Raw genomic sequence first — 13,563 nt, 5'->3', positions numbered from 1 at the left:
TAAGAGCGTCCCCAAAAATAAAGTCGGTGATAGCAAGTAAGACAAGAAGTTAATCCGGACAGTCGCATAACGCTCTTGCGCTGTTAAGGAACCCTAAGGGGAAGAGGCTGGCTTTCGGGTCGGTAATTATAATGAGTGGAGTATCAACACAATGTCCATCATCACAAAAAAAAGTCTGGTAGCAGCAAGTATTTTATCCGCGCTAATCGTAGGCAATGTGGCCATGGCGGCCGAAGTTCCTGCAGGTGTTCAACTGTCAGAAAAGCAAACGTTGATCCGAAATAACGGTGCTGAGCCACAGTCTCTGGACCCAAATAAGATTGAAGGTGTTCCTGAGTCAAACGTGAGTCGTGACCTGTTTGAAGGTTTATTGATTACTTCTCCAAAAGACGGTCACCCAATTCCGGGCGTAGCAGAGTCCTGGGATAATAAAGATTTCAAAGTCTGGACCTTCCATCTGCGTAAAGATGCGAAATGGTCTAACGGCGAGCCAGTCACAGCACAAGATTTCGTTTATAGCTGGCAGCGTCTGGTTGATCCAAATACTGCTTCCCCATACGCAAGCTACCCGCAATACGGCCATATCGTAAACGTTGATGCTATCATCGACGGAAAAATGAAACCAAGTGAACTGGGCGTAAAAGCCATTGACGACCACACTCTGGAAGTCACTTTGAGCGAGCCTGTTCCTTACTTCTATAAACTTCTGGTTAACCCGGCGATGTCCCCGGTGAATAAAACCGCCATTGAGAAGTTTGGTGAGAAGTGGACCCAGCCTGCAAACATCGTGAGTAACGGTGCTTATAAACTGAAAGACTGGGTTGTTAACGAACGCATCGTCATGGAACGTAATACCAATTATTGGGATAACGCGAAAACCGTTATTTCGCAAATTACCTATCTGCCAATCTCTTCCGAAGTCACGGATGTTAACCGCTACCGCAGCGGTGAGATTGACATGACGTATAACAACCTGCCAATCGAGCTGTTCCAGAAGCTGAAAAAAGAAATTCCAGCTGAAGTACACGTTGACCCGTATCTGTGTACTTACTACTACGAAATTAACAACCAGAAAGCTCCATTTAACGATGCGCGTGTCCGTACCGCTCTGAAACTGGGTCTGGATCGTGACATTATCGTTAATAAAGTGAAGGCGCAGGGCGATCTGCCAGCATATGGCTATACCCCTCCTTATACTGACGGTGCAAAACTGACTAAACCTGAGTGGTTCTCATGGACTCAGGAAAAACGTAACGAAGAAGCTAAGAAGTTGCTGGCTGAAGCGGGTTACACCAAAGATAAACCGCTAACCTTCGACCTGTTGTACAACACCTCCGATCTGCACAAGAAACTGGCTATTGCAGCTGCTTCTATCTGGCAGAAAAACCTCGGTGTGAACGTTAAGCTGGTAAACCAGGAGTGGAAAACCTTCCTCGATACGCGTCATCAGGGCAACTATAACGTTGCGCGTGCTGGCTGGTGTGCGGATTACAACGAACCGACTTCCTTCCTGAATACGATGCTGTCTACAAGCTCAATGAACACCGCGCATTATAAGAGCCCAGCCTTTGACGCCATTATGGCGGAATCGCTGAAAGCGACTGATGATGCGCAACGCTCTGCCGCATACGATAAAGCGGAACAGCAATTGGGCAAAGATTCTGCAATCGTTCCGGTTTATTACTATGTGAATGCCCGTCTGGTGAAACCATGGGTTGGCGGTTATACCGGTAAAGACCCGATGGATAATATCTATACTAAAGATATGTATATCATCAAACATTAATGGCAATTCGTGGGGCAAGTTTTATCCCTCATACTTCACGCTGCAGGTGCGTTAACTGCACTCATTCACCCCAGTCACATAGTTTGTTTATGTTCCTGGGGATTCATGAGCTTGTCGCCTTCCTGCAACGTGAATTATTTAAGATAAAAGGGTAGAGCTTGCCCCATCGTGTCTTATTTTATCGCACTCTAAAGGCACAGCCAGAAGGTACGGGCAATGTTGAAATTTATTCTGCGTCGTTGTCTGGAAGCAATTCCGACACTATTTATTCTTATAACAATTTCATTCTTCATGATGCGCCTTGCGCCAGGTAGCCCTTTTACCAGCGAACGCGCACTGCCGCCGGAAGTTATGGCGAACATTGAAGCCAAATACCATTTAAACGATCCGATCTCGACCCAGTATTTCAGCTATCTGAAACAACTGGCGCACGGTGATTTTGGCCCGTCATTTAAATATAAAGATTATTCAGTGAACGACCTGGTGGCTTCAAGCTTCCCAGTCTCGGCAAAATTGGGTGCTGCTGCATTTATCTTTGCCGTTGTTTTAGGGGTTTTCGCTGGGGTTATTGCCGCACTGAATCAAAATACTAAATGGGATTACGCCGTAATGGGGATAGCCATGACCGGGGTAGTTATCCCGAGCTTCGTGGTTGCGCCATTACTGGTTTTGATTTTTGCGATAACCCTCAAGTGGTTGCCCGGAGGCGGGTGGAACGGAGGGGCTATTCAATACATGATCCTGCCGATGGTCGCGTTGTCTTTGGCTTATATTGCCAGTATCGCGCGTATCACTCGTGGCTCAATGATTGAAGTTCTGCACTCCAACTTTATCCGTACCGCCCGTGCGAAAGGTTTGCCGATGCGCCGCATTATTTTGCGCCACGCGTTGAAACCTGCACTGCTACCCGTTCTGTCATATTTGGGCCCGGCATTTGTCGGTATCATCACAGGCTCGATGGTTATTGAAACCATTTACGGATTACCGGGTATCGGCCAGTTGTTCGTAAACGGAGCGTTGAACCGTGACTATTCATTGGTTCTGAGCCTGACCATTCTGGTTGGCGCGCTAACTATTCTCTTTAACGCGATTGTTGATGTGCTGTATGCCGTTATCGATCCGAAAATCCGTTACTGACGCTGGAGTACGCCATGATGTTGAGTAATAAAAACAGCGAGGCGCTGGAAAACTTCAGTGAAAAACTAGAAGTAGAAGGCCGTAGCCTTTGGCAAGACGCCCGTCGCCGCTTTATGCATAACCGTGCAGCGGTAGCGAGTCTGATTGTCCTGGCACTTATCGCGCTGTTCGTGACCTTCGCGCCAATGCTGTCGCAGTTTAGCTATTTTGATACCGATTGGGGAATGATGTCGGCCGCACCGGACATGACCTCTGGTCACTATTTCGGTACGGACTCTTCAGGTCGTGACCTGCTGGTTCGTGTCGCAATCGGTGGCCGTATCTCATTGATGGTGGGTGTTGCGGCGGCACTGGTCGCGGTAGTCGTTGGCACATTGTATGGCTCGCTTGCAGGTTATCTGGGTGGCAAAACCGACTCTGTGATGATGCGTCTGCTCGAGATCCTCAACTCCTTCCCATTCATGTTCTTCGTTATTTTGCTGGTGACATTCTTCGGGCAAAACATCCTGCTGATTTTTGTCGCAATCGGCATGGTTTCCTGGCTGGATATGGCGCGTATCGTGCGTGGCCAAACGCTGAGCCTGAAACGTAAAGAGTTCATTGAAGCAGCCCAGGTTGGCGGTGTTTCTACCGTTAACATTGTTGTTCGTCACATTGTGCCAAACGTACTCGGCGTAGTGGTGGTTTATGCCTCGCTGCTGGTGCCAAGCATGATCCTGTTCGAATCTTTCCTGAGCTTCCTGGGGCTGGGTACACAAGAGCCACTAAGTAGCTGGGGTGCATTGCTGAGCGATGGTGCCAACTCCATGGAAGTTTCCCCATGGTTGCTGATGTTCCCGGCAGGCTTCCTGGTTATCACTCTGTTCTGTTTCAACTTTATCGGCGATGGTCTGCGTGATGCCCTCGACCCGAAAGATCGTTAAGGAGTGCCGCGATGAGCACAATTGAAAATCCTGCGGTGGTTACTCCACTGAGCCAGGCTTCTACGTTGTTAGACGTAAAAGATCTGCGCGTCACCTTCAGTACGCCAGACGGTGATGTTACTGCGGTAAACGATCTGAATTTCAGCCTGCGTGCCGGTGAAACACTGGGTATTGTGGGCGAATCCGGTTCCGGTAAATCGCAAACGGCTTTTGCTTTGATGGGTTTGCTGGCGGCGAACGGCCGTATTGGTGGCTCAGCGAAGTTTAATGGCAAAGAGATTCTGAACCTGCCCGAAAGCCAGCTTAACCGCCTGCGTGCAGAACAGATTTCGATGATCTTCCAGGACCCAATGACCTCACTGAATCCTTACATGCGTGTAGGCGAGCAGTTAATGGAAGTGCTGATGTTGCACAAAAAATTGGGCAAAGCGGAAGCGTTTGAAGAATCTGTTCGTATGCTCGATGCGGTTAAAATGCCTGAAGCACGGAAACGCATGCGTATGTTCCCGCATGAGTTTTCCGGCGGTATGCGCCAGCGCGTAATGATTGCCATGGCGTTACTGTGCCGTCCAAAACTGCTGATTGCAGATGAGCCAACGACAGCATTGGATGTGACCGTTCAGGCACAAATCATGACGCTGCTGAACGAGCTTAAACGTGAGTTCAACACCGCGATTATCATGATCACCCACGATCTAGGTGTTGTTGCCGGGATCTGCGACAAAGTACTGGTGATGTATGCTGGCCGTACTATGGAGTATGGTCAGGCGCGGGATGTGTTTTACAACCCGGTTCACCCGTATTCTATCGGTCTGCTAAATGCGGTACCGCGTCTGGATGCTGAAGGTGAATCACTGCTGACTATTCCTGGCAACCCGCCAAACCTGTTGCGTTTGCCGAAGGGGTGCCCGTTCCAGCCTCGTTGCCCACATGCGATGGAAATCTGTAACACAGCACCGCCGCTGGAACAATTTGGTGAGGGCCGCTTACGCGCCTGCTTTAAGCCAGTGGAGGAGTTAGTATGAACGCCGTGACGCAAGAGAAAAAAGTCCTCTTAGAAATCGCTGACCTTAAAGTTCACTTTGATATCAAAGACGGCAGGCAGTGGTTCTGGCAACCCTCTAAAACCCTGAAAGCGGTTGATGGCGTGACGCTGCGTTTATACGAAGGCGAAACGCTGGGCGTGGTAGGGGAATCGGGCTGCGGAAAATCGACATTTGCCCGTGCGATTATCGGCCTGGTGAAAGCGACGGAAGGCCGCGTTGCATGGCTGGGTAAAGATTTGCTGGGCATGAATCAGGACGAGTGGCGCGATGTGCGTAGCGACATCCAGATGATTTTCCAGGACCCGCTCGCGTCGCTCAACCCGCGTATGAATATCGGCGATATTATCGCTGAGCCGCTGCGCACCTATCACCCGAAAATGCCGCGCCAGGAAGTTCGTGACCGCGTAAAAGCGATGATGATGAAAGTGGGCTTGCTGCCAAACCTCATCAACCGTTACCCGCACGAGTTTTCAGGTGGCCAGTGCCAGCGTATCGGGATCGCCCGTGCTTTGATCCTTGAGCCAAAACTGATTATCTGTGACGAACCGGTTTCTGCGCTCGACGTATCAATCCAGGCTCAGGTTGTGAACCTGCTGCAAAAACTGCAACGTGAAATGGGGCTTTCCCTGATCTTCATCGCGCACGATTTAGCAGTGGTAAAACACATCTCTGACCGCGTTCTGGTGATGTATCTGGGCCATGCCGTTGAGCTGGGCACCTATGATGAGGTGTATCACAACCCGCTGCACCCTTACACCAAAGCGTTGATGTCTGCGGTACCAATTCCTGACCCGGATCTGGAAAGAAATAAAACGATACAACTTCTCGAAGGGGAGTTGCCCTCGCCAATCAACCCGCCGTCAGGCTGCGTGTTCCGTACGCGCTGCCCGATTGCAGGGCCAGAATGTGCGAAAACTCGCCCAGTTCTGGAAGGCAGTTTCAAGCATGCCGTTTCCTGTCTGAAGGTTGACCCGTTATAATCTCGCAGGGCTGGCATTACGCCAGCCCTTTTTTTACAGGCGAGGTTTTCGTGACAGGGAATAAGAGTTCTTTAAGACAACGTTGTTACCACGTTTTATTTGACCAACGAACCCGCTCAGGGCGCCGCTCCGAAGTATTATGGGGTTTGCTGGCGCTGCTTAGTGTCATCACTGTTTTTATTGAATCCAGCATCGGCAATCAAGTCACTTTCACACCTGAACAGTGGCGGATGTTTATCGCCATCGAAATCGGTTTTACCCTGGTCTTTACCCTTGAATACGTATTGCGCGTGCTTGTCTGGCCTGAGCCAGTGCGCTATGTATTCAGTTTCTGGGGGTTTATCGATCTTGCGACAATTCTGCCGCTTTATGTTTTATGGTTGTGGCCGGAGCTGGCGATACACTATTTCTTTGCATGGCGTGCCATGCGGGCAATTCGCGTACTACGTATCCTGAAATTACTGCGCTTAATGCCTGCGTTAAATAGCTTATGGCGTGCGGTGGTCAATTCCCGGCATCAACTCATTCTATTCTATTCATTTATCGCCATCGTATTAGTCACCGCTGGCGCATTAATGTATGGAATTGAAGGGGCTGTTAACGGCTTTACGAGTCTTGGCGTTTCGGTTTATTGGGCTGTGGTGACGGTTGCGACAGTAGGTTACGGCGATATTACGCCTCATACTCCGTTAGGAAGGTTCGTGGCGTCATTACTTATCTTGATTGGTTACTCGGTGATTGCTATCCCAACGGGGATTTTGACCGCGCAAATGGCGACGGAATTACAACGCAAAAGGCTGGAGCGAAAATGCCCGTTATGTCACCAGCAAGATCATGAGACTAACGCTCAATATTGTAAGTCGTGTGGTGGGCGATTACCGCTAATAGGGAAAGAAGAGTAGCGCGGCAGCAGTGCCGCGCTAAAAAGCATCACTCGCGCCAGAGAATATGGCAGAGCTTGTGATCTTTTTCGCGGCACAGCAGCACACGAGCAAAGATATCGTTGATTTCGCCACCGTCTGTGTCGGCAAGGCCAATCACTACTTCGGCAAAAAAGTCAGGGTTCAGGTCGAAATCTACATGCTCCTGCCAGTCTTCAGCGGGGTCAAAAAGCTCGGCACCGCCACGCTCTTCAAATTGCAGGTTAAATAAAATCACATCTGCCGGGTCGAGGTTATCAACCGCCAGTTCGAGAAAAATATCGTAAGCCTGCTCGAGAGTTTCATCTTCTGTCAGGCGGTTGTTCAGATCCATTTCCATGTCTGGTTCCACTTATTAAGTACTGATGCGCCACGTTTTACAGCAACGGGCTAAAGAAGTAAAACAGTCGCTCTACCACACGTTGCCACATTGGGCGTTTCAACCACAAGCGTAGATCAACCAGCCGTGAGCGGGAGATATAATCGTCCTGTACGGCGGCAAGGTCGCTGGCAAAACCGGAGTCATCGATAACCAGGGTTATCTCGAAATTGAGCCAAAGACTACGCATATCCAGATTAACCGTACCCACCAGACTGAGTTGCCCATCGACCAGTACGCTCTTAGTATGCAGCAGGCCGCCTTCGAACTGGTAAATCTTAACGCCAGCTTCCAGCAATTCGGTAAAGAATGCCCGGCTTGCCCAACCCACCAGTAATGAGTCGTTCTTGCGTGGCACAATAATACTGACGTCGACGCCACGTTGTGCCGCAGTACAAATCGCGTGAAGCAAATCGTCGCTCGGCACAAAATAGGGGGTCGTCATAATCAGGTATTCACGTGCCGCATAAACTGACGTCAGCAGTGCCTGATGAATCAAATCTTCCGGGAAGCCTGGGCCTGAAGCAATCGTGTGAATAGTATGCCCGGTCGCTTCTTCAAACGGCATGATATTGGCATCTGGCGCGGGAGGTAAAATGCGCTTACCGGTTTCGATTTCCCAGTCACAGGAATAGACAATTCCCATTGCTGTGGCAACAGGGCCTTCCATACGTGCCATTAAATCAACCCATTGCCCAACACCTGCATCTTGTTTAAAGAAGCGTGGGTCGACGAGATTCATACTGCCTGTGTAGGCGATATAGTTATCGATCATCACCATCTTACGGTGCTGACGTAAATCCATGCGGCGCAAGAACACACGCATCAAATTAACTTTGAGTGCTTCAACGACTTCCACGCCGGCGTTACGCATCATGTTGGCCCAAGGGCTGCGGAAGAAGGCGACGCTGCCAGCTGAGTCGAGCATTAAGCGGCAGTGAATGCCACGGCGAGCCGCAGCCATCAGCGATTCTGCCACCTGGTCTGCTAACCCTCCTGGCTGCCAGATATAAAACACCATCTCGATGTTATGACGAGCCAACTGGATATCACGAATCAACGCATGCATCGTTTCATCAGAGGTGGTGAGCAGTTGTAGCTGGTTGCCCTTAACGCCACCAATCCCCTGGCGACGTTCACACAATTGGAATAACGATGTCGCGACTTCGCTGTTTTCTTCGGCAAAAATATGTTTGCAGCTTTTAAGGTCGTTAAGCCATTTTGCCGTTGATGGCCACATAGCACGCGCACGTTCGGCACGACGTTTGCCCAGATGCAACTCACCAAACGAGAGGTAGGCGATTATCCCTACCAGAGGAAGAATATAAATAATCAGCAGCCATGCCATGGCCGAAGGAACTGCGCGGCGCTTCATTAAAATTCGCAGCGTTACGCCGGCTATTAGAAGCCAATAACCTAAAATGATCAGCCAACTAACAACTGTATAGAAGGTTGTCATAGTTCAAAAATCCTTTAGAAACCGTATGCTTTTGAGTTTACGCACAACCGCTAGAGGTTGACACTAAAACTATACCCAAAATAATTTGAGTTGTAGTAAGACTGCGAACCGACAACTTAAGTATGACGGGTATAATCGTAAAACGACTGGTCTGGCGTGAAGAACGCTCTATAATGGCGCGTCTTAAATGCAACCCGAGTCGTAAAAATGAGGCGTAGTAGAACTGAGGTCGGACGGTGGCGGATGCTGCGTCAGACACAACGGCGCAGATCGCGTTGGCTGGAAGGTCAGTCACGCCGTAACATGCGCATTCACGCCATCAGAAAGTGCCAGACAAACCGCCAGCGTAACTCCTTGCTGTTTGCCATTCACGATCAATGGGCGTCGTAAAGAAAAGGGCACCGCTTGCGGTGCCCAGTATCTTCAAAATCTTCGGTCTTACGAGAAATGCATTGCCAGTAAAATAATCAGCACAGTGACCGATGCCGCCGCGACAATCACCAAAGGATGTTTGGCAAGCCAGGCGTTCCAGCGTGCTTCCTGATTACCCACAGATTGCTTGTGGCGCTCATAAGACTCATCAAACAAATCCATAAGAATTTCCTGATAACTTCATTCACCGTACGAATAGTTGAATCAGAATACCTTTTTATATGGCTTGATAGCCACCTGCTTATAAACACCCGCAGCAATATAAGGGTCAGCTTCGGCCCAGGCTTGCGCATCTTCAAGTGATGCAAACTCAGCAATCACGGTTGAACCGGTAAAACCCGCAGCACCAGGATCGTTACTGTCGACCGCAGGCATTGGACCAGCCGTCAGCAGGAGGCCTTCATCGCGTAACAATTGTAGACGCGCGAGGTGGGCAGGGCGCACTGCCGTACGCTTTTCGAGAGAGTCGGCATTATCTTCCGCATAAATGACATACAGCACGTGCAGCACTCCTTAATAATATGGGGGTTGTAAAGTACGGTAAGTGAATGACGTTAAGACTGCAATTGAAAGATAAACAAGATGTTAAATCGGTGAGGTGAATGAGGGAAAATCCAGCGTCTGGCAGGAAAAAAAACGACTTTATACGATGCGTTGTTGAATATGATTGCTATTTGCATTTAAAATTAACGCCTGTTTAAGACACCTAAGCCATTATGACGTCAATGACCCTTGATTTACCTCGCCGCCGCTTTCCGTGGCCGACCGCACTTTCTGTTGTACTTCATGGTGCTATTGTCGCGGCGGCTCTCTATACCTCGGTACATCATCAGGTTGTTGAGTTGCCAGCACCTGCACAGCCTATCAGTATCACTATGGTGACTCCGGCTGAGCTTGAACCACCACAACCTGAAGTTGTTCAGCCACCGCCAGAGCCGGTAGCCGAACCTGAGCCTGAACCGATCCCTGAGCCGCCGAAAGAGGCGCCAGTTGTCATTCATAAGCCAGAACCGAAACCAAAACCTAAGCCAAAACCGAAGCCGGTGAAAAAGGTTGAAGAGCCGAAGCGCGAAGTCAGGCCGGTTGAACCGCGTCCGAGCGCACCGGTAACTAACACCGCACCAGCGCGTCCCGCACCGGTTGCAAACACTGCACCTGTTGCCTCATCAGCACCTGTTGCAACTGGGCCGCGTGCGCTTAGCCGTAATTCGCCACAGTATCCTGCCCGCGCGCATGCGCTGCGCATAGAAGGCAAAGTGCGTGTGAAGTTTGATGTTGCTGCAGATGGTAGCGTGAGTAATGTGACGATTCTTTCCGCGACACCTGCCAATATGTTCGAACGCGAGGTGAAACTGGCGATGAAAAAATGGCGCTACGAAAGCGGCAAGCCAGGGCAAGGAATGATTGTCAACGTGGTGTTCAAGCTTAACAGCGGTGCGACGATGGAGTAATCCATCTCCGGCACCAAATAAAACGGAACCTGATGGGGTTCCGTTTTTTATGCTTATAAGAATGTGTAACTCAGGTTCACCCCCACACCATAATTGCGCCCCGGCGCGGGTTCGTAGTAGCGACCATTACTTTCGTTAACAATAACGGAACCGACATACTCGCGATCGAACAGGTTATCGACGCGTCCCCAAATATCCAATAACCAGCTTTCCTGAATCCGCAGTTTATAACCACTGTTGAGTGAGGCGACCGTGTAAGCAGGTGCTTTCGCAGTATTCTCGTCATTGGCCTGAATATCACTCATATAACGCACGTCGGCTCCTGCATAGAAACCCTCTGGCGGCGCATATTCAAGTGAAGCGTAGCCCATGTTGCGCGCGATTCCCGGAATGCGATTGCCTTCGCAATTATCAGCGCCACACGCATTACTGCGATAGGTAGCATCGAGATAAGTCCACGCCATTTTTACACGCCAGTCGTAGCCAAGTTGGCTATCAGCAGAGAGTTCCACCCCACGGCGGCGGGTTTCACCGGCATTTTTATAGGTTGTGCGCCCACCGCTGCTTTGGTCTGCAACAATCTCATCGTCGGTATCTGTCTGGAAGAGTGCCGCAGCAAACAAACTATTGCCGACGCGCGTTTTAGTGCCGATTTCCACGGTATCGCTGGTGGATGGTTTTAATCCAAAATTCAAACCTGACTGGCCATTATCACGATACGAGAGTTCGTTGATGGTCGGCGTTTCAAAACCACGGCCTGCCGAGGTGTAAATATTCCAGGCATCGGTCACGGCGTATTTCAACGCGGCGGCAGGTAGCCACTTGTGGTAGCTCGCATCGCCGCTGTCATCACCGTTTTTAGCGGTAATGTACTGATCGTTCGAGTCGAACCAGACCGAACTGAAACGCACGCCTGCATCAAGACTGAGTTTATCGGTGAGTTGCCAGGCCGTTTGCAGATACGGGTCAACGTTCCACATTAGATTACGTTCGTCACGCCGAAGGTCGCCTTTCTCGCCTAAAACTGTGGTGCCGTTTTCTACCACAAAGTTTTCATACCCTTTGCGCTTTTCCGACATGGTTTCGTAATCAAGCCCGGTGGTAAACGTCACCGGCACAGACAGAAGATTGCCTCGATGTGTCCAGCGAGAATCTATCCCTTGGTAATGGCGCGAAAGTTCAATCACACCACCTGGATGCGTTGGGTTTAGCTGAGGGGCAACGGGAATGGACTGATATTGCGTAGTTTCGCGCACCCCTGCATAGGTCATGACACTTAAATCATCATTGGCGCTTAGCTGTCTGTCATAGCGCAGACCAGCCTGAGTCTGTTTGGTGGTCTTGCGGGTATTGTACTGTTCGGCGCGAGGTGCCTGAGTCGGGTCATTGCGCCATTCCTGCTCGGTTAAACCGCCAGGATCATTGGCATCAATATCTACGCTGTTGAGCAGCAGGGTTAATTTGCTTGCTTCATTGAGACGCACACCCAGTTTGGCATTGCCGAGATTTTTTTGTGCACTGCTGTGGTCGCGATAACCATGAGTCGTAAAGCGTGAAGCTGATACGGCGTAATCGACATCACCTGCCTGCGTACCATCACCCGTGGCTCCGGTTGCTTTAATACTGTTACGCCAGCTTCCAAAGCTGCCGTAATAGCTGCTGGCTTCAAAAGTTGGCGGTTGTGTACCCGTTGTTGTGCTGACATTAATCACGCCACCCGATGCGTTGCCATAAAGTGCCGAGAAGGGGCCACGTAGCACTTCGATACTTTCAACGCTGTTTATATCGATATTTGAGGTTTGCCCTTGGCCATCAGGCATGGTCGCGGGAATACCATCGACATACATTCTTATGCCGCGCACACCATAGGTGGAGCGAGAACCAAATCCGCGCACCGAAAGCTGTAAATCTTGCGCATAGTTCTGGCGATTCTGAACTTGCAGGCCCGGTACGCTGCTAAGACTTTCTGAAAGATTAACGCGTGGCGCCGCCTGGCGCATATCGTCGCCATTGACGACACTCACCGCCGCTGGTGTATCCAGCTCGGAAATCGTGCCTTGTGTTGCGGTAACGACCATCGTCTCTTCGGCGGCAAGTGCCGGAAGGGCAAAAGACGAAAGGGCCGGGACTAATATCAGTGGCAGGGAGATCTTTCCATGGTGCACAATTTTCATCAGACATTTTCACAGGTGGGAGCATTTTACGTTCCGGACGAACCATCTGGAACATTCAAGAGGGTATGTTAATACTTGTGATGAATGTTTGAAAAGTGTTAATGGCACATAACGTTAATGCAAGTTTTTATGAGCGAAAGTGTTTTGTGAGGATTTCCGCGGCGATTGGAGTGATTTTTCCGGAGTGAAAAAATATTTTCATATTCCTGCATCCAGTTCATTTCCTCGTACGTATATCAGAGTGTGAGCCAACAACGTGCTCCTGACTCAATGAGGAAATAACCATGAACAGAATCCTTACTGCTGCTATCTCTACCTCGTTACTGTTTAGTGCCGCCAGCATGGCTGCCATGATGTCAGACTCCGTGATGGTGGGCGGCGCTGCGATGTATCCTTCAAAAAACATCGTTGAAAATGCGCTCAACTCTAAAGACCACACAACCCTGGTTGCAGCGGTAAAAGCCGCGGGTTTGGTCGATACCCTTCAGGGAACAGGGCCGTTTACGGTGTTTGCGCCAACTAATGCAGCGTTTGCAAAACTGCCCGCAGGGACCGTTGAGAATCTGGTGAAACCGGAAAACAAAGCGGTACTGACCAACATTCTGACTTATCACGTCGTGGCTGGAAAATACGACATGAAGCAGCTTGAGAAAAAAATTAAAGAGGGTGGTGGCCATGCGGAACTGAAAACCGTGAACGGGCAACCTTTATGGGTAATGAGTAACGGCCCGCATAACATCCAGTTGAAAGATGCCCAGGGAAATATCGCGAATATCAGTACTTATGACGTAAATCAGAAAAACGGTGTAATTGACGTTATTGATACTGTTCTGATGCCTAAATAAATCCTGTCTATACTCGGTGTGAGTGACTGAC

14 protein-coding genes are annotated in these 13,563 nt (G+C 49.9%); 9 read left to right on the top strand and 5 right to left on the bottom strand.

The features are described from left to right. Positions 1 to 151: 151 nt before the first annotated feature. The 6 genes from oppA (at position 152) to AC0IXI_RS13465 (ending at position 6,774) form a co-directional block, all read left to right on the top strand. Positions 152 to 1,786, top strand: coding sequence for an oligopeptide ABC transporter substrate-binding protein OppA (gene oppA, locus AC0IXI_RS13490; RefSeq protein WP_134182959.1), 1,635 nt, complete (start codon positions 152 to 154; stop codon positions 1,784 to 1,786). A gap of 216 nt (positions 1,787 to 2,002) precedes the next feature. Continuing rightward, the gene (gene oppB / locus AC0IXI_RS13485) at positions 2,003 to 2,923 is read left to right on the top strand and encodes an oligopeptide ABC transporter permease OppB (protein WP_064518504.1); all 921 of its coding nucleotides are present in this window, start codon (positions 2,003 to 2,005) and stop codon (positions 2,921 to 2,923) included. A gap of 14 nt (positions 2,924 to 2,937) precedes the next feature. Further along, positions 2,938 to 3,846: an oligopeptide ABC transporter permease OppC gene (oppC, locus tag AC0IXI_RS13480; RefSeq protein WP_064518507.1), complete on the top strand. Its 909-nt coding sequence runs from the start codon at positions 2,938 to 2,940 to the stop codon at positions 3,844 to 3,846. Between the two features lie 11 nt (positions 3,847 to 3,857). Then, entirely contained in the window at positions 3,858 to 4,871 is a 1,014-nt protein-coding gene (gene oppD, locus AC0IXI_RS13475; RefSeq protein ID WP_064518510.1) for an ABC transporter ATP-binding protein, read from the top strand. Then, positions 4,868 to 5,872: a murein tripeptide/oligopeptide ABC transporter ATP binding protein OppF gene (oppF, locus tag AC0IXI_RS13470; protein ID WP_064518513.1), complete on the top strand. Its 1,005-nt coding sequence runs from the start codon at positions 4,868 to 4,870 to the stop codon at positions 5,870 to 5,872. Before oppD ends, oppF begins: the two co-directional genes overlap by 4 nt. 50 nt (positions 5,873 to 5,922) lie before the next feature. Beyond that, positions 5,923 to 6,774, top strand: a complete 852-nt coding sequence (locus AC0IXI_RS13465; protein WP_471682591.1) for an ion transporter — start codon at positions 5,923 to 5,925, stop codon at positions 6,772 to 6,774. 28 nt (positions 6,775 to 6,802) lie between these two features. Here the strand turns inward: AC0IXI_RS13465 and AC0IXI_RS13460 are convergent, their stop codons facing one another. Beyond that, positions 6,803 to 7,132, bottom strand: coding sequence for an HI1450 family dsDNA-mimic protein (locus AC0IXI_RS13460; RefSeq protein WP_034455830.1), 330 nt, complete (start codon positions 7,130 to 7,132; stop codon positions 6,803 to 6,805). A gap of 37 nt (positions 7,133 to 7,169) precedes the next feature. After that, positions 7,170 to 8,630 carry a cardiolipin synthase gene (gene cls / locus AC0IXI_RS13455; protein WP_064518519.1) on the bottom strand — a complete coding sequence of 487 codons (1,461 nt, stop codon included), beginning with the start codon at positions 8,628 to 8,630 and terminating at the stop codon, positions 7,170 to 7,172. Positions 8,631 to 8,837: 207 nt separating this feature from the next. On the opposite strand from cls, the gene AC0IXI_RS13450 reads away from it, so the two are divergent. Beyond that, entirely contained in the window at positions 8,838 to 9,020 is a 183-nt protein-coding gene (locus AC0IXI_RS13450; protein WP_072009405.1) for a YciY family protein, read from the top strand. 48 nt (positions 9,021 to 9,068) lie between these two features. On the opposite strand, the gene AC0IXI_RS13445 is transcribed toward AC0IXI_RS13450, so the two are convergent. Further along, a complete protein-coding gene (locus tag AC0IXI_RS13445; protein WP_154150139.1) occupies positions 9,069 to 9,224 on the bottom strand; it encodes a hypothetical protein in 156 nt (51 codons plus the stop codon). A 42-nt stretch (positions 9,225 to 9,266) separates the two neighbouring features. Then, positions 9,267 to 9,563 (bottom strand): YciI family protein, encoded by a 297-nt coding sequence (locus tag AC0IXI_RS13440; RefSeq protein ID WP_471682590.1) that lies wholly within the window; start codon positions 9,561 to 9,563, stop codon positions 9,267 to 9,269. 224 nt (positions 9,564 to 9,787) lie between these two features. Between AC0IXI_RS13440 and tonB the strand changes: the two genes are divergently transcribed. Continuing rightward, the gene (tonB, locus tag AC0IXI_RS13435) at positions 9,788 to 10,513 is read left to right on the top strand and encodes a TonB system transport protein TonB (protein ID WP_424221078.1); all 726 of its coding nucleotides are present in this window, start codon (positions 9,788 to 9,790) and stop codon (positions 10,511 to 10,513) included. Positions 10,514 to 10,566: 53 nt separating this feature from the next. Here the strand turns inward: tonB and pqqU are convergent, their stop codons facing one another. After that, positions 10,567 to 12,687: a TonB-dependent receptor PqqU gene (pqqU, locus tag AC0IXI_RS13430; protein WP_134182957.1), complete on the bottom strand. Its 2,121-nt coding sequence runs from the start codon at positions 12,685 to 12,687 to the stop codon at positions 10,567 to 10,569. A gap of 284 nt (positions 12,688 to 12,971) precedes the next feature. Between pqqU and AC0IXI_RS13425 the strand changes: the two genes are divergently transcribed. Beyond that, entirely contained in the window at positions 12,972 to 13,532 is a 561-nt protein-coding gene (locus AC0IXI_RS13425) for a fasciclin domain-containing protein (protein ID WP_424221072.1), read from the top strand. The last annotated feature ends 31 nt before the right edge of the window (positions 13,533 to 13,563 follow it).

Source organism: Buttiauxella sp. AC038, from assembly GCF_979253565.1.
Note: the sequence above shows the minus strand (reverse complement) of the source record. Positions and strands in the feature narration are given on the sequence as shown.

Coding starts and splice junctions, on each gene's coding strand:
- AC0IXI_RS13445 (WP_154150139.1), bottom strand. CDS start 9,224: ATGGATTTGTTTGATGAGTCTTATGAGCGCCACAAGCAATCTGTGGGT.
- oppC (WP_064518507.1), top strand. CDS start 2,938: ATGATGTTGAGTAATAAAAACAGCGAGGCGCTGGAAAACTTCAGTGAA.
- cls (WP_064518519.1), bottom strand. CDS start 8,630: ATGACAACCTTCTATACAGTTGTTAGTTGGCTGATCATTTTAGGTTAT.
- AC0IXI_RS13450 (WP_072009405.1), top strand. CDS start 8,838: ATGAGGCGTAGTAGAACTGAGGTCGGACGGTGGCGGATGCTGCGTCAG.
- AC0IXI_RS13460 (WP_034455830.1), bottom strand. CDS start 7,132: ATGGAAATGGATCTGAACAACCGCCTGACAGAAGATGAAACTCTCGAG.
- oppA (WP_134182959.1), top strand. CDS start 152: ATGTCCATCATCACAAAAAAAAGTCTGGTAGCAGCAAGTATTTTATCC.
- tonB (WP_424221078.1), top strand. CDS start 9,788: ATGACCCTTGATTTACCTCGCCGCCGCTTTCCGTGGCCGACCGCACTT.
- AC0IXI_RS13425 (WP_424221072.1), top strand. CDS start 12,972: ATGAACAGAATCCTTACTGCTGCTATCTCTACCTCGTTACTGTTTAGT.
- pqqU (WP_134182957.1), bottom strand. CDS start 12,687: ATGAAAATTGTGCACCATGGAAAGATCTCCCTGCCACTGATATTAGTC.
- oppF (WP_064518513.1), top strand. CDS start 4,868: ATGAACGCCGTGACGCAAGAGAAAAAAGTCCTCTTAGAAATCGCTGAC.
- oppD (WP_064518510.1), top strand. CDS start 3,858: ATGAGCACAATTGAAAATCCTGCGGTGGTTACTCCACTGAGCCAGGCT.
- oppB (WP_064518504.1), top strand. CDS start 2,003: ATGTTGAAATTTATTCTGCGTCGTTGTCTGGAAGCAATTCCGACACTA.